Below are 22,657 nucleotides of genomic sequence, written 5' to 3'. Positions count from 1 at the left end.
ATGGGAGGATGGAACCCCAACAGTCCGACAAGGTCACGACCCTGCCCGAGTTGGGCCTGCACCTGAGAGACGCGGCGGACATCCCGGATGTGATCGGCGCGCTGTACGGCCAGCCGGGCCTCCTCCTGCACGACACGGACCTGGGCCCCGACTTCCTGAACCTGCGCACGGGCCTGCTGGGCGAGCTGTTCCAGAAGTTCGTGAACTACCGCCTGCCCGTCGCAGTGGTCGTGCCCGACCCGGCCCGGTACGGCGAGCGCTTCGCGGAACTCGCCCGCGAGCACGCCCGCCATTCCCTCATCCGCTTCGTGCCGGACGAGGCGGCGGGGCGGGCGTGGCTGCGTGGGCAACCCTGACCCGACCCCGCGCGCCATCAGTAGCGCTGCGCGATGGTCTTCGTCTGCAGGAACCAGAACAGGTAGTCTGGGCCGCCCACCTTGGCGTTCGTGCCGCTCATGCCGTACCCGCCGAAGGCGTGCGTGCCGCTCAGCGCGCCCGTGCACTTGCGGTTCACGTACAGGTTGCCGACGTGAATCTTTTTCCGGGCCTCGTCGATCTTGCGGGGATCGCGAGAGTAGAACGCGGCGGTCAGGCCGTACTCGCTGTCGTTCGCCAGTTCGATGGCGTGCTGCCAGTCGCGGGCCTTCGTGAACGCCAGGACCGGGCCGAAGATCTCCTCCTGGAACAGGGCGTCGTCGGCGGGCACGTCAGCAAGGATGGTGGGCGCTACGTAGCCGCCCACGCGCTCGCCCACGTCGGGCGTCTCGCCGCCCAGCAGCAGGCGCACGCGGCCCTGCCCCTCCTGCACGTACGTCTGGATGCGCTCGGCGCTGCCCTGCGTGATCACCGGACCCAGATCGGCGTTCTCCTCGGGGAGGCCCACCTTCAGGCCGCGCGCCTTCTCGACCACGCGGCTCAGCAGGTCGTCGTACACGCTCTCCTCGACGATCACGCGGGAGCAGGCGCTGCACTTCTGCCCGCTGTACCCGAACGCCGCCTGCACGATGCCCGTCGCGGCGGCCTCCAGGTCACCGTCGGCGCACACGACCGTCGGGTCCTTGCCGCCCATCTCGGCGATGACGCGCTTGAGCCACTTCTGGCCCGGCTGCACCCGCGCGGCCCGCTCGTAGATGCGGCAGCCGATCTCCTTGCTGCCCGTGAACGCGATCATCCGCACGCCGGGGTGATCCACCAGCGGGTCGCCCAGCACGTCGTCCGTGCCGGTGAGGAACTGCACGGTCCCGCGCGGCAGCCCGGCCTCGAACAGCAGTTCGATCATCAGGTACGACGACAGCGGCGTCTCGGACGCCGGTTTCCAGAGGACGGTGTTCCCGGCGGCCAGCGCGCCCAGCGCCATGCCCAGCGGAATCGCGCTGGGGAAGTTCCAGGGGCTGATGCAGGCCACGACGCCCAGCGGCTCGTACACGGTCGTGACGTGCTCGTCCGGCATGGGGTACACGGGCTTGCCGGTCGCCCAGCGCATCGCCTCGCGCGCGAAGACTTCGAAGTGGTCCACGGACTCGGCGACCTCACCGTCGGCCTCGAACCAGTTCTTGCCGTTCTCCAGGGTCATGACGGCGTTGAATTCCATGCGGCGCGCGCGCAGAAGCTCGGCGGCCCGCTTGAAGATCGTGGCGCGCTGGAACGGCTCGGTGAAGCGCCACTCCTCGAACGCCGCCTGCGCCGCCTTGACGGCCTCGTCCAGCTGCGCCGGGGTGGCCTTCTGGAAGGACCAGACGATCTCGCGGGTGTCGGCGGGGTTGCGGACGGCGAAGGTGCCCTCGCCCTGCACCTCCTGCCCGTTCACGATCAGCGGGAACGTCTGGCCGAGGTACTTCTCGCGGACCTGCGTGAACGCGTCGCGCTGCCGCTCGGCCACCTGCGCGTCCTTGAAGTTGAAGTACGGTTCATGCTCGAAGGGAAGGAACCCTTCCATCAGGGTGCTGCTCATACGGACCTCCTTGTGGTTGCCGCGAGGCTAACACACCCGCCTGGGGGTGGGGAAACACGCTGTCAGACGCTCAAAATGCCTATTCCTGAGGTGTGGGGCGGCCACTGAAAGGCGCCACTTGCCTGTCAATTGAAAGGTGGGCTTTCCGCCGCCAGGCAGTGACGCCACAGTCACGCCACGCGCTGCACCATCAGCCTGGGCCAGCGCCCCCCGCGCGGCCCCCGACCTAGAGGTTCAGCATGCACGTCCCCACCCTGCCCAGCGGCACCCACCCCATCGGCAACAACCGCGTGCAGCCCGCGCCGCCCGACTACCGGCTCCAGGTACAGTGCGTCGGGCAGTGGCACCCCGTCACGCCGCACCCCGGCGAGGACACCCGCACTCTGCTTCAGACCCCTTCTGCGCCGTGCAGGACGGCTGAATCACCGGCACCCGCTCACCCCTGGGCTGAGGCGTCCTGAGCTGCCCTGTCCTGGACCGAGCGGGCCGCCCACAGCGCCGCGCCGATCAGCCCGGCGTCCGCGCCCAGCGCCGCGTGCACCACCCCGGGCCGGTAGCGCTCCGGGAACGCCGCCAGCGCCTCCTGTACCCGCGACCGGTAGCCGGGGCGCAGGCCCACACTGCCGCCCAGCGCCACGCGCGTCACGCCCAGCAGCGCCGCGACGTCCGCGATCTTCCACGCCAGACCCGCCGCCGAGTGCCGGTACGCCGCGTCCGCCGTCGCGTCCCCGGCCTCGGCCGCGTCGCACAGCGCGCGGGCGTCCGCGAAGCCCAGCGCGAGCGCACGGGCGTTCAGGGCCGTGCCGCTCGACTCGAACTCCAGCGGCGCCAGCTGCCCGGCCGGGGTGGGTGCCCCCGCGTGCCAGTGGGCCGGAACCGTGACGAACCCCAGCTCGGCGTCCAGGCCGTTCGCCGCCAGATGCAGCCGCCCGCCCAGCACCAGTCCCGCCCCTACCCCCGTGCTGACCGTCACGAACATGAACTCGGTCGTCCCCACACCTGCTCCCGCCGCGAACTCACCCCACGCGGCGGCCCGCGCGTCGTTCAGCGCCGCGCACGGCAGGCCCAGCCCCGCGCCCAGCCGCTCAGCCAGGGGAATATCCACCCAGCCGGGGAACGTGTGGGCAGCCGTGGCCGTCACGCGCCCCCGCGCCACGGCGCCCGCGCAGGCCACGCCCACTGCCCCGGCCCGCGCGGCCAGGGGCCGGGCCAGTTCCAGCGCCGCCGCGATCACCGCGTCCGGCGTGGCCGGGCGGGGCGTGCGGGCCTCCACGCGGTCCAGCACCCGCCCGCCCTGCACGAGCGCCGCGCGCATGCTCGTCCCCCCGATATCGAGGGCCAGCAGGGGGGAGGTGTCAGCGGGGCGGTCCGTCAGGGGGGCGGTCGTCACGCGCGCATTCTGTCACCCGGCCTGACCGGTGCCAGGATGGTCGTGCAGACGCCACCCGGCAAGCGCGCCCCCGGTTGTTCCAGCCTGGGGCGCGCTGGGTCAGGTCACGCCACGGGTCACTCGACGCGGGTCTCGACCGTGATGTCGCTGTTCAGGCTCGCCGCGACCGAGCAGTACTTCTCGTGGCTGAGGTGCGCCGCCTTGCTCAGCGACTCCTCGGTCACGCCCTCACCGCTGGCGATGTGCCGCACCGTGATCGTCGTGTAGCGTTTGGGGTCGGTGTCGGCCCGCTCGCCCTCGACCTCGATGCGGTAGCTGCTCAGGGGCGTGCGGCGCTTTTTCATGATCTCCACGACGTCATACGCCGTGCAGGTCGCCAGCGCGCCCAGCAGCGCCTCCATGGGCGACACGCCGATCTTGGTGGGACTGTTGTCGATCAGCAGCTGGTGGCCGCTCTCGCTGACGCCCAGGTAGCGCTGCTCGCCGAGCCAGGTGACGTTCAGGGTCTTCTTCATGCGTTCACGCTAGCGTCCCGCGCGGCCCGTCACTGTGGGTCTGTCCGGGCAGGCTGTCCGCGCTCCCCGTGTCATCCATGCCCAGATCGTTCAGGTCCTCCAGGTCGCTCAGATCGTCCGAGTCGTCCCCGGCGTCCTCCTCCAGTTCCGGCAGGCGCACGCGGAACGTCGCCCCACCGCCCGGCGTGTCGGTCACGTCAATGATGCCGCCGTGCGCGGTGACGACCTGCTGCGCGATCGTCAGGCCCAGCCCGGCCGACCCGGCTTCCTTGCCGCGGTAGAACTTGTCGAAAATGCGCGGCTTGACAGCGTCCGGCACGCCCGGGCCCCGGTCCACGACCCGCACCTCGATCTCGCCCGCGCGGGGTTCCATCTCCAGCCGCACGAGATTCGCGTTCCCGGTCACGCGAATGGCGTTCGTCACGAGATTCACGAACACCTGTGTCAGGCGGCCCGGGTCCCCCACGATCTCGTAGTTGCCCTCGGGGGCCTGCACGCCGTAGTCGCGGCCCACCTGCCGCAGCAGGTTCCCCAGGTTCGTGAAGTGCATCTCGATGCTCTGCACGAGCTCCCCGCGCGACAGCTGGAGCAGGTCGTTCACGAGCCGCGTCATGTTCTCCGCGACGCGCTGCGCGTCCTGCAGCGTCTGACTGCCGCCCGCCTCCCGCTCGGCGCGGCGCAGGTACCCGTGCAGGGCCGTCAGGGGCGTGCGCAGCTCGTGGCTGGTCTCTGCCAGGAACGTCTTCTGGAGGTTCAGGGCCTCCTCGAGCTGCTTGGCCTGGATCTCCAGACGCTGACTCTGACGCTCGGCGGTGTTGCGCAGCCGCTCGACCTCGTCCAGGCGGGCGCGCAGCCGGTCGTTCAGTTCGCGGACCTCGCGCTCGGCCCGTTCCCGCTGCGTGCGGGTCTCGACCTCGTTCAGCGCGCGGCGGATGCTGGACGGCAACCGCTCCAGGCGCTGCTTGAGGATGTAGTCGGTGACGCCCTCACGCAGGGTGTCCACGGCCGTCTCCTCGCCCATCGCGCCGGTCACGATGATGAACGGCACGCTGGGTGCCTGCGCGTGCGCGGCCCGGAAGGCACTCAGGCCGTCGTAGCTGGGCAGCGCGAAATCACTCAGGATCAGGTGGGGGCGAACCTCGTTCAGCGCCCGCAGGAACTCCTGTTCGTCCTCCACGCGCGTGAAGTCCACCGGCCAGGGCAGTTCCGTCTCGACATGCATGGTGACGAGTTCATGGTCGAGTTCGCTGTCCTCGAGGTGCAGGACGCGCAGCGGCTCACCGCTGCCGGGCAGGGCGTCGGTCATGCCGGGCCCCGCAGCGGCAGCGTGACGCTGAAGGTGGCGCCCTCGCCGGGACGGCCCTCGGCGCTCACGCGGCCGCCGTGACGGGTGACGATGCGGCGGACGTTGGCGAGGCCGATGCCGATGCCCTCGAATTCCTCGGCGCGGTGCAGTCGTTGAAACACGCCAAACAGTTTATCCACGTAGCGCGGATCGAAACCCAGACCGTTATCGCTGACGTTCACCGTCACTTCATGTTCCCCGGCCTGCGCACTGACCGTCACCCGCGCCTCCTCCCGGCCCCGCGAGTACTTGATCGCGTTGCTCAGCAGGTTCGTGAAGACCAGCCCCAGCAGCGACTCGTCGCCCTGCACGGTCGGCAGCGTGTCCGGCAGGCTGAGCGTCACGCGGCGCCCGGCCCGGTCGGGTTCCAGCCCCTGCCAGCTCGACTCGATCACGCGGCGCAGGTCCACCGGCACCTGCCGCATCTCCTGGCGGCCCATGCGCGAGAACGACAGCAGATCGTCGATCAGCTGACTCATGCGGCTGGCCGAGTCCTTGATGACCGTCAGGTACCGCTGCCCCTTCGGCGTCAGGCTGTCCCCCGTCTCGCGGGCCAGCAGGTCCCCGAATCCCACGATGTGCCGCAGCGGCGTGCGCAGGTCATGGCTGACCGAGTAACTGAACGCTTCCAGCTCCCGGTTCGCGCTCTCCAGTTCCAGCGTGCGCTGCTGCACCCGTTCCTCCAGCGACTGGTTCAGCGCCTGAAGGTCCGCCTGCGCCGCGAGCACCCGCTCCTGCAGGCGATCGTTCGTCAGGGCCGACGCGAACCGCCCCGCGAGTTCCTGCGCGAGGTCCTGATCCCGCGCCGTCAGCGCCTGCCGGTACAGCAGCCCCAGCACGCCACTGAGCGTCCCGTCCCGCCCCGTCAGCGGATAGAACAGCGCCCCCGTGGCACTCACGCGGTGCAGCGCCGGGTCCGCGTCGATGAACACCGGATCTTCGCTGCCCACCACCCGCTCGATGGCGCCGCCCGCCACCACCTGGAACGCCGCCGAATGCCACGTCGCTGACGGAGAGGACGCCGCCACCAGCTGCGTGGGATGCACGGTCCACAGCGCGCCGCTGTCCACGAAGCGCCCGTCCAGTCGCGCCAGCGCCGCCCGGTACCGGTCGTGCCGCAGGTGACTGGGGTCGTCACTGCGCGCCGAGAGCTGCTCGGACACGTCCGCCAGAAGCCGCGCGGTCTGCTCGGCATACACCTGATCGTCCACGTCCGTGCTCGTCCCCACCCACTCCATGACCAGTCCGTCCCCGTCCAGGACCGGCAGGCCCCGCGTCACGAACGCCCGGTACTGCCCGTCGGCACGCAGCAGACGGTGCTCGGCCTCGAAGAGACGCCCGGACGCCAGGGCCGCCTGCCAGCCCCTCAGGTAATCCGCGCGGTCCTCCGGGTGGATCAGGCTGCTCAGCGGCTGCGCGGCCCGGGCTTCGCCCACGAACTCCGCCCAGCGGCGGTTGAAATACACGGCCGCGCCGCGCGGATCGGTCAGCCACACGATCTGCGGCATGCCCTCCAGCACCGCCCGGTAGCGTTCCTCGTTGCGCTGCGCGCGCCGCTCGGCCAGCAGCCGGTCGTGAATGTCCGTCGCGGTCGTCACCCACGCGCTCACCTGATCGTCCGGCCCGCCCGGGTCCCGCACCGGATTGACCCGCACCTGGAACCAGCGCGCGCCCTGCGGGGTGCTCAGTTCCCACTCGCTGCTCGCGTCGCGGCCACTGGCGAGCACCTGCTCCCGCCACTGCGCGAACGCCGTCCGTTCCGCCGGATTCAGGTGCTCGGCGAGGTCCACGCCGCCCAGCTGCTCCTGATGCGCGAGGTTCCGGTACCGCACCCGCCCGCTGCGGCCCGACAGCTGCACCACGCTGGGCAGCGCGTCCAGTACCGCCCGCGAGCGGCGCTCCTCGGCCTGCACGGCCTGCTCGGCCTGTACCCGCTCACGGATGTCCCGCACGACCTCCAGCAGACCCAGCAGCGTGCCGTCGGGGGCCAGCACCTCGCTGCGCTGCGCCTCGCCGGAGAACATCGTCCCGTCCGCCCGCACGTAACTGGTGGAGAGCGGCTCGAACCGGCTGCGGCCATCCAGACGCCGGTCCGCGTGAATGACGCCCAGCGGGCGGCCCTCCAGGTCGTTGCGGCCCAGCCAGTCACGCAGCGCGCGGTTCACCAGCCGTACGCGGCCCTCGGCGTCCGTGAACACCGCCGCGTCCTGCATGGACTGGAAGATCGCCTCGAACTCCGCACGGGCCGCCTCCTGCAGCGACCGGGCGTGCCCGAGCGACACGTTCAGCCGCTCGGCGCGCCCACGGGCGTCCACCTGCGCCTTCACGATCCGGAATGCGAAGCCCGCCAGCAGCAGCCCCAGCAGCGCGATCAGGTACGGCACGAACGCCGCCTGATCCCGCCCGAAGGTGCCGCCCGCGCTGTACTCCAGCGTCCACGTCTGCCCGATCAGCGAGAACGACGACCGGGTCGTGAACAGTCCGTCCTCCAGCGCGGTTCCGCCGCCCAGCGGCTGCCCCGCCAGCTGCACCCGCACGTTCAGGTTCCCGGACACCCCGTCCGCCGGTTCCAGCCCCCGCAGGAACGCCGCGGCGTCCACCGCCACGTACATGAACCCGCCGAGCCCGGCGGCCTCCTGCACCGGCAGCATCACCAGGAATCCCGCAAGGGGCGCGCCGTCCGGGGCGCGCTGCACCAGCCTCAGCGGCGCCGTCGCCTGCGCCCGCCCCGTCACGAGGGCCTCACGCATCGCTGCGCGGCGCAGGGGCTCGCTGTTCAGATCGAAGCCCAGCGCCGCGAGGTTTACCGCGGTCGGCGGCGCGATCCGCGCGATGATCACCCGTTCCTCCTGCACCTCCCCCCCGGTGCGCAGCCTCAGGTCCGGCGACACGCTGCGGCGAAGCTCCGCCAGCAGCGCCGCCGCCTGCCCACGCGCCACGCGCTGCCCGAACCCGACTGCCTGCACGCCCGGGTACCGCTGCGTGAGGTCGAGGCCGCCCACGTACTGCGCGAACTGCGCCTCGGTGGCGCTCGGCCCGACCGTCTGCCAGCTCGAACGGGTCGCCTCAAGCAGCCGCTCGTACACGAGGACGCGGTCCTGCAGCGCCTGCGTGAACGCCCCGGCCTCCCGCTCAAACCGGCCCCGCTGCTGCTCCCGCGCGAACGAATGCACCGCGTACGCGATCAGCAGCGACAGCAGCACGATCACCAGCATCACCAGCGCCGGAACCTGACGGCCCCCCAGCGGCAGCGCCCGCAGGCGCCTCACGGCGTCCGCCCCGCACCAGAACCGCTACCAGCATCCTCACCCAGGGCGTCCAGGAACACCCGCACCGGCACGTCCGCGCCCGTCCACGCGGTGAACGCCAGCCGCGCCTGATGGGCCAGCATGCCCAGGCCGTTTTCGGCGTTCAGACCCAGCGCGCGGGCTTCGCGCATCAGGCGCGTCTCGGCCGGCTTGTACACCATGTCGTACACGAGCGCCCCGGCCGGAAGGCGCGCCAGGAACGAAGCGTCCAGCGGCGTCTGCTCCGGATCGTTCAGGCCCGCGCTGCTGGCGTTGATCACCAGTGGCGTGTCCGCCCAGGGGACGTCGTCCGGGGCGGCGGCCTGCACCTCGCCGTGCGGCCGGAACTCCGCCGCGAGCGCCCGGGCGCGGTCCAGCGTGCGGTTCACGATCCACGCCCGGGCCCGCAGGTCGCGCAGCGCCACGAACGCCGCCGCGCGCGCCGCCCCGCCCGCCCCCAGGATCACGACCGGCTCGCCCGGCCCCAGGTCCGGCAGGCCCGCGTCCCGCAGCGCCGCGAGCAGCCCTGGCGCGTCCGTGTTCTCACCGTGCAGCTGCCCATCCCGGTGAATGACGGTGTTCACCGCCCCGACCGCCCGCGCCGCGTCACTCAGCGAATCCAGCAGCGGCACGACCGCCTCCTTGTGCGGCAGGCTCAGGTTCGCGCCCAGCACGCCCGGCGCGCGCAGCCCCGCGACGGCCGACGCGAGCTCCCCGGTGGGCACGCGCCGGGCCTCGTACGTGCCGAGCAGCCCCGCGTGCGTGAACGCCGCGCCATGCATGCGCGGCGACAGGGAGTGCGCCGCCGGGTCCGCGAACAGGAAGGCACGCTGGGTCGTCGCAAGGTCCGGCACAGTCACCCGCCCAGTCTAGGGCACAGCGGTTTTCCTGGATGCCCGCAACAGTCTGTACAGCGCTGGCTCCCGTGCGGGCAGGTTCGCGCCGGGGGGCGCATCCCGTATCCTGCCGGTATGGGTTTCGTCCTTCGGCTGCTGGTGAACGCACTGGCCCTGTACCTCCTGACCCGCGTGTACGGCGGCGTGAGCTTCGCGCCCGGCGCGGACCTGCTGAGCGTGCTGATCGCCGCGCTCGTGATGGGCATCGTGAACGCCCTGGTGCGCCCCGTGCTGCTGCTGCTGTCGCTGCCCGTGAACGTCCTGACGCTGGGCCTGTTCACGCTGGTCGTGAACGGCGTCGTGCTGTGGCTGGTGGCCGCCGCGACCGCCCTGAACGTCGCGGGCTTCGGCGCGGCTGTGATCGGTGCGGTCGTGCTGGCCGTCATCTCATGGGTGCTGGACGCCACCGTGCGCGCCCTGGGCCTGGAGAAGGACCAGTGACCGCCGCCGTGCTCCCGCGCGTCCTCACCAGCCCGGACGACCTGCGCGCACATCTGCGCGATCGGCGCGTGGCGTTCGTGCCCACCATGGGCTACCTGCACGAAGGGCACGCCACCCTGATCCGCGCGGCGCGCGCCGAGGCAGGCCCAGACGGGCTGGTCGTCGTGAGCGTGTTCGTGAACCCCATGCAGTTCGGCCCCACCGAGGACCTCAGCCGCTACCCACGCGACCTGGACCGGGACCTGCGGATCGCCGCACAGGCCGGCGCGGACCTGCTGTTCCACCCGGACGTGGCGACCATGTACCCGCAGGGCTACAGCACCAGCGTCACCGTGACCGGCGTCAGCGACGGCCTGGATGGCGCTGCCCGCCCCGGCCACTTCACGGGCGTCGCCACGGTCGTCCTGAAACTCCTGAACCTCGTGCAGCCCGACGTGGCGCTGTTCGGCGAGAAGGACTGGCAGCAGCTGGCCGTCGTGCGCCGCATGGTCCGCGACCTGAACGTCCCCGTCATCATCCAGGGTGTGCCCACCGTCCGCGCCGCGTCCGGACTGGCCCTGAGCAGCCGCAACACCTACCTGACGGCCGCGCAGCAGGACCGCGCGACCATCCTCTCGCGTGCGCTGCGCGCCGTGCAGGCCACGTACGCGACCGGTGAACGCCGCGCACACGCGCTGGAGGCCGCCGGACACGCGGTCCTCGCGCAGGAACCCGAGCTGACCCTGGATTATCTTACGGTCGTCGGGGGGGATATGCAGACGCCGGAAATCATGGACAATGACCCCATGAATCGCGTCTTGGTGGCGGCCCGCCTCTTCGGGGTGCGCCTGATCGACAACATGCCCCTCGGAGAGACCCGGTGACCCTCGACGAACTCCTGCGCGAGATGGTGGGCCGCCGCGCCAGCGACGTGCATCTCCAGGCGGGCAGCCCCCCCATGGGCCGCATCGACGGTCAGCTCGTGCCCTTCGGCACGCAGCCGCTCATGCCGCCCGACACCATGCTGCTCGCGCAGTCGCTGATGAACGCCGACCAGTGGGACGACTTCACGTACCGCAACGAACTCGACCTCGCGTACAGCGTGTCCGGACTGGGCCGCTTCCGCTGCAACGTCTTCCGGCAGCGCGGCGCGGTCGGGATGGTCATGCGGATCGTCTCGGACGCCATTCCCGGCTTCGAGGCGCTGGGCCTCCCGGCGGACGTCATGCGCGGCCTCGCCGAACACGCCCGCGGCCTGATCCTCGTCACGGGCCCCACCGGGTCGGGCAAGAGCACCACCCTGGCCAGCCTGATCGACCACATCAACCGCGCGTACGCGTACAACATCATCACCATCGAGGACCCCATCGAGATCCTCCACAAGAACAAGAAGTGCATCGTCGTGCAGCGCGAGGTCGGCAGCGACACCCGCGACTTCCGCACCGCCCTGAAGTACGCCATGCGCCAGGACCCGGACGTCATCATGATCGGCGAGATGCGCGACAAGGAAACCGTCGAGGCTGCACTGAGCGCCGCGCAGACCGGGCACCTCGTCGTCAGCACGCTGCACACCCAGGACGCCGTGCGCAGCGTGAACCGCATCATCGACTTCTTCCCGCCCTTCGAACGCGAACAGGTGCGCCTCCAGATGGCCGAATCGCTCGTCGGGATCGTCAGCCAGCGCCTGCTGCGCCGCGCCGACGGCGTGGGCCGGGTCCTGGGCCTGGAAATCCTCCTGAACACGCCGCTGATCCAGGAGTACATCAAGGACGAGAACAAGACGCCGCTGATCAAGGACGCCCTGATCGAGGACAACATCCGCGGGATGCATACCTTCGACCAGCACCTCGTGCAGCTGTACCGCAACACCCTGATCACCATGGACGAGGCCCTTGCTGCGGCGACCAGCCCGCACGAACTGAAACTGATGGTCACCCGCAGCGGCTTCACGTTCTGATACGGACTCCGGTTGAAAGGTTTGCAAAATCTTTCAACCCGAGCGGATGCGAGAAGGAGTAAAGCGGGTTCCGGACGTGGAGCTGGCAATCCGGTGAAGTTCCGGATTGTCAGCGAAACAAACGGAATCCGTATGACCCGCCTTTCCCCTGGGCGCGGCGCATCCCCGTCTTCCGGGTGCGCCGCGCCCGCGTCTGGTGCCGTGGATGTGCCCGGCTCAGGCCAGTCCGCAGGCCCGCTGCACGAGCAGGTGCAGTTCGTCGCGGCCCAGGCGGCGGACCTCCAGCGGCAGGTCGCCCGGCAGGTCACTCAGGCCCGGCACGATCGGCACGAAGCGCAGTTCGGGGCGGCAGATCAGGTCGCGCGCGGCGGTCAGGGCCAGCGTGAACTCGACCCGCAGTTCGAAGTGGGCGTTCAGTTCGGCGCGCAGCGGGTCCGGGTTCCCCGCGAGCAGCGCCACGAGGGCCGGATGGGGCGCGAAGCCGTCCTCCAGGTGCCGCGCGGTGCGGGGCACGTCCAGGAAGATCCCCGCGCCGCTCAGCACGGACCCGCTCACGCGGCGGCGGCACAGATCGGGGCTGTCGCCGCGCACCAGCGTCACCTGCCGCCCCGCGCGGGCCGCGCCGCCCAGCAGCGCCCACAGCCGCCCCAGGCTGGAGTAGCGGGCCAGTTCGACGTGCCCCGCCGGTCGGTGCGGGAGGGGCCGGGTGGGGCGTTCGCTGGCGGGGGTGGGCACGGCCGCATCGTACGGCGCGGGGCGGGTGCGTGAAGGTGACGTGAAGCGGAACCGGGCGCGTCCTCGCAGTCCGGGCGTCCTTGAACGCGGTACAAGATCAGCATGACGAGCACGCCTGACCCGAGCGCCCTCCTGGCCGGCCTGGACCTGCGGGCCCTCGCCGCGCTGAGCGAGCGCGTGGACCTGCCCGCGCTGCTGGGCGCCGCGTCCCGCCTGAACGACCGTCAGCTGGGCCAGCTGACCCGCATGCTGAGCGGCCAGCACGACGACCACAGCACCCTGCCCGCGCCGGATGGGGACTTCCTGGGCCAGCTGGGCACCCTCGGCCCTGACGAGCGGCAGACCGCTGCGGACGTGCGGGCGTTCATGGAGACGCACGTCGCGCCGATCATGAACGAGTACTGGAACCGCGACGAGTTCCCCCGCCAGCTCATCCCGGAGCTGCGCCGCCTGGACCTGCTGCGCCGCATCTGGAACGAGGACGGCACCCGCAAACCCAACGCGACCGTGCTGGAGGGCCTGATCACCCTGGAGGCCTGCCGGGTGGACGTCAGCACCGCCGTGTTCTTCGGCGTGCACGCGGGACTGGCCTTCGCGTCCGTGGCGCTGGGCGGCAGCGACGAGCAGAAGGCCGAGTGGCTGCCGAAGATGCTTGACCTGGACGTCATCGGCGCGTTCGGCCTGACCGAGCCCGAGGGCGGCAGTCAGGTCAGCCAGGGCATGCGCACCACCTGCCGCCGCGACGGGGACCGCTGGATCCTGCGCGGCCAGAAGAAATGGATCGGGAACAGCACCTTCAGCGACTTCACCGTGATCTGGGCGCGGGACGTGGACGGCGGCGAGGTGCGCGGCTTCATCGTCCGCGCGGGCACCCCCGGGTACAGCGTCGAGAAGATCCAGGGCAAGACCGCGCTGCGCATCGTCGAGAACGGCCTGATCACCCTGGACGACTGCGCCGTGCCCGACAGTGACCGCCTCCAGAACGTGCAGGGCTGGCGGACCACCGCCGAGGTGCTGAAACTCACCCGGGCGGGCGTGGCGTGGCAGGGGGTCGGCTGCGCGATGGGCGCCTACGAACTGGCCCTCGCGTACGCGCAGACCCGCGAGCAGTTCGGCAAGCGCATCGGGGAATTCCAGCTCATCCAGAACCACCTCGTGCACATGCTGGGCAACGTGACCGGCATGCTGGCCCTGTGCCTGCGCCTGAGTCACCTCGCCGACGCGGACGACATGCGTGACGAACACGCCGCCCTGGCCAAGGTCGTCACCGCCGCGCGCTGCCGCGAGACGGTCGCGCTAGCCCGCGAGACCTTCGGCGGGAACGGCATCCTCCTCGAGTACGGCGTCGCGAAGCACTTCGCGGACACCGAGGCCATCTACTCCTACGAGGGCACCAACGAGATCAACACGCTGGTCGTGGGCCGCGCCATCACCGGCCTGAGCGCCTTCGTATAACCCCGCCTCCGGGGGAGGTTGTGGGATCGGCTGCCCTCGCGCCGCATCCCACCCTCCTATGCTGACCGGTGTGACCTCCGAGCCACCCGTCCGCGCCCGCCGACCCGCCCGCCTCTCACCACGCGTCCGCACGTGGCTGGTGGCGGGCCTTTCACTGCTCGGCGGGTACGTGATCGCCACGGCGCGGCAGGTGGCGGTGCGGCCGCCGCTGGTGCTGGGCCAGGACGCGGTCAGTTCCCGGCAGAGCCGGGAGGCCCGCGTGACACTGGAACAGGCGGGCGGCCCGGTCATCCGCATTCGCCCGGCGGGCGGGGAGGCGCGGACGCTGCTGGTGTTCTACCCCGGCGGGCTGGTGCGCCCGCAGGCGTACGAGTGGCTGGGCCGCGCCCTGGCCGATCAGGGCGTCGAGACAGTCATCCCGGCCTTCCCGCTCGATCTGGCCGTCACGGCCGCCGGCCGCGCCGACGCGCTCATCGGCGCGTACGGGGGCGGGAAGCGCGTAGTGATCGCCGGGCATTCGCTGGGCGGCGCGATGGCCGCGCAGTACGCCGCCCGGCACCCCGGGAAGGTCGCGGGCCTGATCCTGATGGCCGCGTACCCCGCCGGGAACGTGACGTTAAAGGACCAGACGCTGCCCGTCCTGTCCCTGCTGGCCGAGCGTGACGGCGTCGCCGCCCCCGAGGATGTGCGCGGCGGCCTGGACCGCCTGCCTGCGGGCACCACCCTGACCGTCATTCCCGGCGCGGTGCACGCCTTCTTCGGCCGCTACGGCCCGCAGCGGGGCGACGGGCAGCCGGACGTGAACCGCGCGCAGGCGGAAGGCGACATCCTGAACGCCGTCCAGACCTACCTGACCGGACTGCGCTGACCCGGTACCCTGCGGCATGACCCGCCGACTGCTGCCCCTGGCCCTGACGCTCCCGCTGCTGGCCGGGTGCGACCCGCAGGGCCTGGACCTGTACTCCCCGACGGACGCGCGGGACTACGTGCGGTCCTGCGCCCGCGCCCGCAGTGACGTTATGTGCCGCGCCATGCAGCCCACCCTGGCCGCCGTCAGCGGCCCCGTGAGCGTCCTGCTGCCCAACACCGGGGACACCGAGCGCGAGGAGGCCCTCACGCGCTTCCTGGCCGGGCGGGGCACCACCCTGACCGCCTTCCGGAGGGACGCGGCCCTGCAGGCGGCGTTCGCCCGCGCGAACATCTTCCCGGTCGCGCAGCTGCGCACGGGGACCTTCCGCACGCTGGACGGCACCCCGCACGAGGTGACATGCGCGGAGCAGACCTCTGGTCTGGGCCCCGAATGCCAGATCGGGCCGCTGGGCGGCGTGGACCACCTGCACTACCGCAAGCCCCAGGCCGACAGCCTCTACGCGACGTCCCCACAGACGCTGGGGGAACTCATCTTCTTCCCGTTCTGACTGCGGCGGGCCGCAGGGCGCAGGGGCGTGGCGCGGGTGTGGCGCCCGAGCATGGGCAAGCGCTGAAGGCGGCCCGCACCCATCCCGGTGGGCGGGCGGGGATCATGCCGGGATGAGCCGGTCTGCCCCCACCCCCCGTGACGGTTTCGTGCAGGTGCGCGGCGCGCGGGAACACAACCTGAAGAACGTGGACGTGGACCTACCCAGAGGCGCCCTGGTGGTGTTCACGGGCGTGTCCGGATCGGGGAAGTCGTCCCTGGCGTTCGGGACGCTGTACGCCGAGGCGCAGCGCCGCTACCTGGATTCCGTGTCGCCGTACGCGCGGCGGCTGTTCAACCAGCTGGGCACCCCGGACGTGGACCGTATCGAGGGCCTGCCGCCCGCCGTGGCGCTCCAGCAGGGGCGGGGCGTGACGTCGGCGCGCAGTACGGTCGGCAGCCTGACCACCCTGAACAGCGTCCTGCGGCTGCTGTATTCCCGCGCGGGCGACTATCCCGAGGGGCAGGGCATCATCTACGCGGAGGGCTTCTCGCCGAACACGCCCGAGGGCGCCTGCCCGGAATGCCACGGGCTGGGCCGCGTCTTCGATGTCACCGAGGCGAGCATGGTGCCCGACCCGTCCCTGACGATCCGCGAGCGGGCCATCGCCGCGTGGCCGACCGCGTGGGGCGGGCAGAACCAGCGGGACATCCTCGTGACGCTGGGCTACGACGTGGACACGCCCTGGCAGGACCTGCCGCAGCGCGACCGCGACTGGATCCTGTTCACCGAGGAGCAGCCGCAGGTGCCCGTCTACCCCGGCTTCACGCCCGAGGAGACCCGCCGGGCCCTGAAACGCCATGCCGAACCGTCCTACATGGGGACGTTCACGTCTGCGCGGCGGCACGTGCTGCACACCTTCGCGACCAGCGGCAGCGAGAGCATGAAGCGCCGCGCGGCGTCGTTCATGGTGATCCGCGAGTGCCCCGTCTGCCACGGCAAACGCCTGACCCGCGAGGCGCTGAGCGTGACCTTCGCGGGGCTGGACATCGCGGACTTCTCGCGCCTGCCGCTCAGCCGCGCCGCCGAGCTGCTGGCCCCCGCCGCCCGGGGGGAGACGGGGCGCCCAGACGGCCCGCCCCGCCCGCAGGAGGAGGCGCTGGCCCTGACCCGCCTCGCGGGCGACCTGTGCGCGCGGATCGAGGTGCTCGGGCGCCTGGGCCTGGGGTACCTGACGCTGGAACGGGGCACGCCCACCCTCTCGCCCGGGGAGCTCCAGCGGCTGCGGCTGGCGACCCAGCTGTACTCGAACCTGTTCGGCGTGGTGTACGTCCTCGACGAACCGTCCGCCGGGCTGCACCCCGCCGACACCGAGGCGCTGCTGGGCGCCCTGGACGATCTGAAGGCCGGGGGGAACTCGCTGTTCGTGGTCGAGCACGACCTCGCCGTGATCCGCCACGCCGACTGGATCGTGGACGTCGGCCCGGCCGCCGGGCAGAGCGGGGGAGAGGTGCTGTACAGCGGCCCGCCGGAGGGCCTGCGAGACGTGTCGGCCTCGCAGACTGCGCGGCACCTGTTCGGCTGGGCCGCGCCGGAACGGGCCGCGCCGCGCGAGCCGCAGGGCTGGCTGGAACTCCTGGGCGTGACCCGCAACAACCTGCGCGGCCTGGACGTGCGCCTGCCGCTGGGCGTCCTGACCGCCGTGACGGGCGTGAGCGGCTCGGGGAAATCCAGCCTGATCACCCAGGCCCTCGCGGACCTGCTTGGCTCGCACCTGGGCGTCACGCTGCCCGCAGCGGATGGCAGCACCGACCCGGCCGAGCTGCTGAGCGCCGACGACGCGCCCGCGCCCACCGGCGGCACGCTGGGCGGCGACGTGGGCCGCGTGAAGCGGCTGGTGCAGGTCACGCAGAGTCCCATCGGGCGCACGCCGCGCAGCAACCTCGCCACGTACACCGGCCTGTTCGACCACGTCCGCAGCCTGTTCGCCGCCACGCCCCTGGCCCGGCGGCGGCACTACCGGCCGGGCCGCTTCTCCTTCAACGTGAAGGGCGGCCGCTGCGAGCACTGCCAGGGCGAGGGCTGGGTCATGGTGGAACTGCTGTTCCTGCCGTCCGTGTACGCCCCCTGCCCCGTCTGTCACGGCGCCCGCTTCAACGACAGCACGCTGGAGGTCACCTGGGCGGACCTGAATATCGCGCAGGTGCTCGACCTGACCGTGGACGCCGCCGCCGACGTCTTCGCGCACGAGCCCCCCGTGGCGCGCGCCCTGAGCACCCTGCAGGAGGTGGGACTGGGTTACCTGCGGCTGGGGCAGCCCGCCACGGAACTCTCCGGCGGCGAGGCGCAGCGCGTGAAACTCGCCTCGGAACTCCAGAAGGCCACGCGCGGGCACACCGTCTATCTGCTGGACGAGCCCACCACCGGCCTGCACCCCAGCGACGTGGAACGCCTGCACGCCCAGCTGCGCCGCCTCGTGGACGCCGGGCACACCGTGATGCTCGTCGAGCACGACCTGGGCCTGATCGCCGCTGCCGACTGGGTGATCGACCTGGGTCCCGGCGCGGGCGAGGACGGCGGGCTGATCGTCGCGCAGGGCACCCCCGAACAGGTCGCAGAGGCCAGTGGTAGCCGCACCGCGCCTTACCTGCGCCGCGCCTTTAAGGACCTTACCTCCCCGATGGCGTGAACGTTGGCCCCAGGCAGCCGCTGACCCCAGATGGGGCGTGCGTGACCTCCAAATTGGGATCCGAAGGCATCAGTCGTCTGGCGGAGGACCGGCCTGAACGACCGCCGCGAACCGGTGTGCTCCGGCGTACATGGTCAGCCGGTCCCCTCTCGCAAAGCCGCACAGGGTCACCCCGAACGCCGCGGCGGTGTCCACGGCGAGGCTGGTCGCGGCGCCCACCGTCACGACGACCGCCACACCAGCCGTCACGGCCTTCTGGACGATCTCGAAACCCGCTCGGCTGCTTACCACGAGCACGGCGTTCGACAGGGGGAGGCGTCTCCGGTCCTGCGCCCAGCCAACCAGTTTGTCCACGGCGTTGTGCCGCCCCACGTCCTCGAACGCCGCGAGCCGTGCGCCGTCCGGGGTGAACAGCGCCGCGCCGTGCAGCCCGCCGGTCGCCGCGAAGCCCGGCTGGGCCGCCGCGAGCGCCTCCGGCAGGCCCGAGAGCCACGCCACGTCCAGCGGTCCGCCCGCCCAGACTGGGGGAGAGGCGCGGGTCATCAGGCGCTCCACGCTGCCCGACCCGCACACCCCGCACGCGCTGGATGACACCGCCAGTCGCGCGCCCGCCGCCAGCCGCGCGAAGTCCGGCGTGTGCAGGTGCCACACGTTCGGGTTCTCCGCGTCGGGGTGCAGCGTCAAGTCCTCAGGCAGCAGCGCCTCGGCGACCAGCCAGCCCAGCAGCAGCTCGCGGTCATGGCCGGGCGTGCGCATCAGCACCCCCAGCGGCAGCGGGCCGTCCGGCGTGTGCAGCCGCAGTTCCAGCGGCTCCTCGACCGCCACGGCGTCCACCCACTCCGCTGGCGCCCCGCCCCGCCACAACACGACGGGGAGGCCGGTCGTCGCCTCCCCGCCCGGTCCGTCGTCTGGGTTCAGCGCCCTACCTCGGCCTGATTCGCGGTCTGTGGCACGGCCTCGTTGGCCTCGCGCAGCGCCCGCCCCGCGCCCTTGAGGAGCGCGAAGATCGCGCCCAGCGCCACCTGCACGTCCCGGTCTTTCAGCAGGCCCAGCAGTTCGCCCAGGCCTATGCCCTTCCCGGACGCCACGTGCCGCGCGCCCTCGTGCACGCCCACCGTGACCGCGTGGCCGAGCACGCTGACCTCACCCGGATCGAGTTCGGAGAGGGTCTTGCCGAGTTCGGTCACGTTGCGGATTAGGGTGGTGCTGCTCTGCCCGCCCAGGATGTGCAGCAGCGACGCCGTGAGGCCCTCGCCGCCCCGCACGGTCTTCTGCGCGACGTCCAGCACGCCGTGCTCGTGCAGCTGCCGCAGCAGGTGCAGGCCCGCCAGCAGCGCCTCGGTGGAGTCCGCCACCTCAGTGTGCAGCTGCTCCTGCGGGGTGGGCGTGCGGGGCGTGAATTCGAGTGGTTTCGCCATTCAGGACTCCTCCGTGGGTGTGGACTGGTCAGTCATCGGCGCCCAGCGCGTCGGCGCGTGCGTTCAGGCTGTCGCCGTGCATGGGCAGCAGCCCGCCCGGGAACACATAGTCGGGCCGCGCCCACTTGCGCTCGACCTCCACGCCCTGCTGCGGCGTCGGGTGCCCCCAGCGTGGGTTCGTGGCGGGCAGCGGGTTCGGGCCCACGTCGTGCAGGACGTCCAGCCGCACGCGCGTGTCCTTGTACGCCGGGGTGTTCGTGGTCGCGTCGCCCTGCGAGCCGGTCAGGCGGTTCACGGCGTCCTCGGCCTTGCGGGCGTTCATGGGCACGAACACCTGATTCCCGCTGACCCGCCCAGTCACGAGCACCTGAAGCCGCACCGCGCCGTGCTCGCTGACCAGCCGCGCCCACTGCCCACTCTGGATGCTGCGCTCGGCGGCCAGTTCGGGGCTGATCTCCACGAACGCGTCCGGGGTCTTCTCGGCGATGCCCGCCACGCGGAAGGTCATGTTCCCCTCGTGGAAGTGCTCCAGCATGCGGCCGCTGTTCAGGTGCAGGTCGAACTGGTCGTTCGGGGCCTGCTGGCGGGGCCGGTACTCACCGGTGTGCAAGCGCGCCTTGCCGTCGGGGAAGTTAAAGCGCTCAGTGTACAGCAGTGGCTGGTCGGTGCCGTCCTCCGCGACCGGCCAACACAGCGTGTCGTAGCCCTCCAGGCGGTCGTAGCTCACCCCGGCAAAGTGCGGCGTGAGGCGCGCGATCTCGGCCATGATCTGGGCGGGGTGCGTGTAGCCCCAGCGGTGGCCCATGCGCTCGGCGACCGCCGTGTAGATCTGCCAGTCGGGCTTCGTGCCTTTCAGGGGCGGCATGACCTCGTACAGCCGCTGGATGCGCCGCTCAGTGTTCGTGAAGGTGCCGTCCTTCTCCAGTGACGCGGCCGCTGGGAGCACCACGTCCGCGAAGCGCGCCGTGTTCGTGAAGTACAGGTCCTGCACGACGAGGAACTCCAGCGCCTCGAAGCCCTCCTGCAGGTGGTTGGCGTTCGCGTCGGTGAGGCTCATCTCCTCGCCCGTGATCCACAGGGCGCGCAGGTCGCCGCGGATGGCCGCGTCGATCATCTGCGTGTTGTCCAGGCCGCGCTCGGGGCGGAGGGTGACGCCCCACTCACGCTCGTGGCGCTGCACGGCGAACGGATCGTCGATCTTCTGGTAGCCACTGACCGCGTCCGGCTGCGCGCCCATGTCGGAGGCGCCCTGCACGTTGTTGTGACCGCGCAGCGGGTACGCGCCCGTCCCCAGCCGCCCGTAGTTCCCGGTGATCAGGAGCAGGTTGCTGATCGCGGCGCTCGTATCCGTACCGCCGCACTGCTGCGTGACGCCCATCGCCCACAGGATGCACACCCGGTCCTCCGACGCGATGCGCCGCGCCAGGGCCTCCAGTGTCGCCGCACTCAGTCCCGTCTCACGCTCGGCGCGCTCCAGGGTGTACTCCTCGATGGACGCGCGGAACTCGTCCAGGCCGTTCACACGCTCACGGAGGAAGTCCCTGTCCTCCAGGCCGTTGTCCAGGATGAATTTGCTGACTGCCGCCAGCCACACGAAGTCCGTGCCGGGGTTCGGGCGGTGGAACTCGTCGGCGCGGCGGGCGAGTTCATGCTCGCGGATGTCGAACACGATCACGCGCGTGTGCCCCAGCTTCTGCGCGCGCTTCACGCGGGTGGCGAGCACCGGGTGGCTCTCGGCGGTGTTGCTGCCCACCGTGATCACCAGACTGGCGTTCTCGATGTCCTTGATCGTCCCGCTGTCCCCGCCGATCCCGACCGTCAGGGACAGGCCCTTGCTGGCCGGGGACTGGCAGTAGCGCGAGCAGTTGTCCACGTTGTTCGTGCCGATCACCTGACGCGCGAACTTCTGCACCAGGAACGCTTCCTCGTTGCTGGCCTTGCTGCTCGCCACGAACGCCAGCGCGTCCGGTCCCTTCGCCGCGCGGATCTCGGTGAAGCGCCGCGCGACCAGCGCCAGCGCCTCGTCCCAGCTCGCCTCGCGGAAGCGGTCCCCATCGCGGATCAGGGGGCTGGTCAGGCGGTCCTCGCTGTTCACGTAGTCCCAGCCGAACTTGCCCTTCACGCAGGTGCTGATGCCGTTGGCGTGCCCCAGGCCCGGCTCGACCTTCAGGATGTGCCGTTCGTCCGTCCAGACGTCGAAGGAGCAGCCCACGCCGCAGTATGTGCAGACCGTCTTCGTCTTCTTGATGTAGCGGTCACGGGCGGCCGACTCGATCTCGCTGACGTTCATGATCGGTTTCAGGCCCGCGCTGGCCTCCACGCCCTTGACCACGTCAATCGCCGAGTTCCACACCGGCAGCGGAATCCCGGTGAACAGCCCCGCCTCGCCCAGCATGGACTTCTCCTGCAATGCGTTGCAGGGGCACACCGAGATGCAGTGCCCGCAGCTCACGCAGCTGCTCTCGCCGATGGGCTTGCCGCCGTCCCACAGCACGCGCGGCTGCTCCGCCTCCCAGTTGATCGTCAGGGTCTCGTTCACCTGTACGTTCTGACAGGCCTCCACGCAGCGGCCACACAGGATGCACTGATCCGGGTCGTAGCGGTAGAAGGGATTGCTCATGTCCTTTTCAAAGCCCTTGGGCTGGAAGGGCCGGGTCTGGTGGTCGATGCCCAGCACGCCCAGCGTGTTGTGCACCGTGCAGTTCCCGTTGTTGTTGTCGCACACCGTGCAGTACAGGTCGTGGTTCGCCACGATCCGGTCGTACGCGTCCCGCTGCGCCGTGCGCGCCGCGTTCGTCTGCGTGCGCACCACCATCCCCGCCTGTACGGGCGTCCCGCAGGCGCGGCCCACCACGCCGTCAATCTCGACTGCACAGGTGTCACACGTCTGAATCGGGCCCAGCTGCGGGTGGTAACACACCTGCGCCAGTTCTATCTGCGCGCGGTTGATCACGTCCACCAGCGGCTCGCCCAGCCACGCCGCCTGCGTGGCCCCGTCCACCGTGACCTGTACCTGCGCCCCGCGCGGCGGCCGGGTCGGCCCCACCTCGCTGCGGATCTGCGCGTCGTTCGGCACGTCCAGTTCGCCCATACGTCCTCCCTTGAAACTCCGGCGAGTATAGGCGGGGCCCCTCAGGGTGCGAGTAGCCCCGAATGCATGAAGACTTCATGCAAGTGCGGGCTCATGCAGGTACGTGCTGGT

18 protein-coding genes are annotated in these 22,657 nt (G+C 71.2%); 8 read left to right on the top strand and 10 right to left on the bottom strand.

What is annotated here, in order from left to right:
- Positions 1 to 8 precede the first annotated feature (8 nt).
- Positions 9 to 356, top strand: a complete 348-nt coding sequence (locus tag SY84_RS01255; RefSeq protein ID WP_046842472.1) for a DUF4180 domain-containing protein — start codon at positions 9 to 11, stop codon at positions 354 to 356.
- Between the two features lie 17 nt (positions 357 to 373).
- Here the strand turns inward: SY84_RS01255 and SY84_RS01250 are convergent, their stop codons facing one another.
- The 6 genes from SY84_RS01250 to aroE form a co-directional block, all read right to left on the bottom strand.
- On the bottom strand, positions 374 to 1,951 hold the full coding sequence (locus SY84_RS01250) for an L-glutamate gamma-semialdehyde dehydrogenase (protein ID WP_046842471.1): 1,578 nt from the start codon (positions 1,949 to 1,951) through the stop codon (positions 374 to 376).
- 436 nt (positions 1,952 to 2,387) lie between these two features.
- Complete coding sequence (locus tag SY84_RS01245) at positions 2,388 to 3,266, bottom strand: ROK family protein (RefSeq protein WP_046844838.1); 879 nt, start codon at positions 3,264 to 3,266, stop codon at positions 2,388 to 2,390.
- Positions 3,267 to 3,457: 191 nt separating this feature from the next.
- The gene (locus SY84_RS01240) at positions 3,458 to 3,856 is read right to left on the bottom strand and encodes an OsmC family protein (protein ID WP_046842470.1); all 399 of its coding nucleotides are present in this window, start codon (positions 3,854 to 3,856) and stop codon (positions 3,458 to 3,460) included.
- 4 nt (positions 3,857 to 3,860) lie between these two features.
- Positions 3,861 to 5,162 carry a sensor histidine kinase gene (locus tag SY84_RS01235; RefSeq protein ID WP_046842469.1) on the bottom strand — a complete coding sequence of 434 codons (1,302 nt, stop codon included), beginning with the start codon at positions 5,160 to 5,162 and terminating at the stop codon, positions 3,861 to 3,863.
- The gene (locus tag SY84_RS01230) at positions 5,159 to 8,470 is read right to left on the bottom strand and encodes a CHASE domain-containing protein (RefSeq protein WP_046842468.1); all 3,312 of its coding nucleotides are present in this window, start codon (positions 8,468 to 8,470) and stop codon (positions 5,159 to 5,161) included. The genes SY84_RS01235 and SY84_RS01230 overlap by 4 nt, the downstream gene beginning before the upstream one ends.
- Entirely contained in the window at positions 8,467 to 9,348 is an 882-nt protein-coding gene (aroE, locus tag SY84_RS01225) for a shikimate dehydrogenase (RefSeq protein WP_245621376.1), read from the bottom strand. Before aroE ends, SY84_RS01230 begins: the two co-directional genes overlap by 4 nt.
- 111 nt (positions 9,349 to 9,459) lie before the next feature.
- Here aroE and SY84_RS01220 point away from each other — a divergent pair, with 111 nt between their 5' ends.
- From SY84_RS01220 to SY84_RS01210, 3 genes are read left to right on the top strand one after another with little or no spacing between them, the layout of a single operon-like run.
- Positions 9,460 to 9,825: a phage holin family protein gene (locus SY84_RS01220; protein ID WP_046842467.1), complete on the top strand. Its 366-nt coding sequence runs from the start codon at positions 9,460 to 9,462 to the stop codon at positions 9,823 to 9,825.
- Positions 9,822 to 10,688, top strand: a complete 867-nt coding sequence (gene panC, locus SY84_RS01215) for a pantoate--beta-alanine ligase (protein ID WP_245621375.1) — start codon at positions 9,822 to 9,824, stop codon at positions 10,686 to 10,688. The genes SY84_RS01220 and panC overlap by 4 nt, the downstream gene beginning before the upstream one ends.
- Positions 10,685 to 11,761: a type IV pilus twitching motility protein PilT gene (locus SY84_RS01210; RefSeq protein WP_046842466.1), complete on the top strand. Its 1,077-nt coding sequence runs from the start codon at positions 10,685 to 10,687 to the stop codon at positions 11,759 to 11,761. The genes panC and SY84_RS01210 overlap by 4 nt, the downstream gene beginning before the upstream one ends.
- Positions 11,762 to 11,977: 216 nt before the next feature.
- Here the strand turns inward: SY84_RS01210 and SY84_RS01205 are convergent, their stop codons facing one another.
- Complete coding sequence (locus SY84_RS01205) at positions 11,978 to 12,496, bottom strand: hypothetical protein (RefSeq protein ID WP_046842465.1); 519 nt, start codon at positions 12,494 to 12,496, stop codon at positions 11,978 to 11,980.
- 102 nt (positions 12,497 to 12,598) lie between these two features.
- Between SY84_RS01205 and SY84_RS01200 the strand changes: the two genes are divergently transcribed.
- The 4 genes from SY84_RS01200 (at position 12,599) to SY84_RS01185 (ending at position 18,037) form a co-directional block, all read left to right on the top strand.
- Entirely contained in the window at positions 12,599 to 13,951 is a 1,353-nt protein-coding gene (locus tag SY84_RS01200) for an acyl-CoA dehydrogenase family protein (protein ID WP_046842464.1), read from the top strand.
- Positions 13,952 to 14,021: 70 nt separating this feature from the next.
- Entirely contained in the window at positions 14,022 to 14,819 is a 798-nt protein-coding gene (locus SY84_RS01195) for an alpha/beta fold hydrolase (protein ID WP_245621374.1), read from the top strand.
- Between the two features lie 16 nt (positions 14,820 to 14,835).
- Complete coding sequence (locus tag SY84_RS01190; RefSeq protein WP_046842462.1) at positions 14,836 to 15,369, top strand: hypothetical protein; 534 nt, start codon at positions 14,836 to 14,838, stop codon at positions 15,367 to 15,369.
- Positions 15,370 to 15,481: 112 nt separating this feature from the next.
- The gene (locus SY84_RS01185) at positions 15,482 to 18,037 is read left to right on the top strand and encodes an excinuclease ABC subunit UvrA (RefSeq protein ID WP_046842461.1); all 2,556 of its coding nucleotides are present in this window, start codon (positions 15,482 to 15,484) and stop codon (positions 18,035 to 18,037) included.
- A 69-nt stretch (positions 18,038 to 18,106) separates the two neighbouring features.
- Here SY84_RS01185 and SY84_RS01180 read toward each other — a convergent pair whose 3' ends face one another.
- The 3 genes from SY84_RS01180 to fdhF form a co-directional block, all read right to left on the bottom strand.
- Positions 18,107 to 18,862, bottom strand: a complete 756-nt coding sequence (locus SY84_RS01180) for a formate dehydrogenase accessory sulfurtransferase FdhD (RefSeq protein ID WP_245621373.1) — start codon at positions 18,860 to 18,862, stop codon at positions 18,107 to 18,109.
- Between the two features lie 89 nt (positions 18,863 to 18,951).
- A complete protein-coding gene (locus SY84_RS01175) occupies positions 18,952 to 19,455 on the bottom strand; it encodes a DUF1641 domain-containing protein (RefSeq protein WP_046842459.1) in 504 nt (167 codons plus the stop codon).
- 28 nt (positions 19,456 to 19,483) lie between these two features.
- Positions 19,484 to 22,546: a formate dehydrogenase subunit alpha gene (fdhF, locus tag SY84_RS01170; RefSeq protein ID WP_081424471.1), complete on the bottom strand. Its 3,063-nt coding sequence runs from the start codon at positions 22,544 to 22,546 to the stop codon at positions 19,484 to 19,486.
- Between the last annotated feature and the right edge of the window lie 111 nt (positions 22,547 to 22,657).

It is taken from the genome of Deinococcus soli (ex Cha et al. 2016) (genome assembly GCF_001007995.1).
Classification (GTDB): domain Bacteria; phylum Deinococcota; class Deinococci; order Deinococcales; family Deinococcaceae; genus Deinococcus; species Deinococcus soli.
Note: the sequence above shows the minus strand (reverse complement) of the source record. Positions and strands in the feature narration are given on the sequence as shown.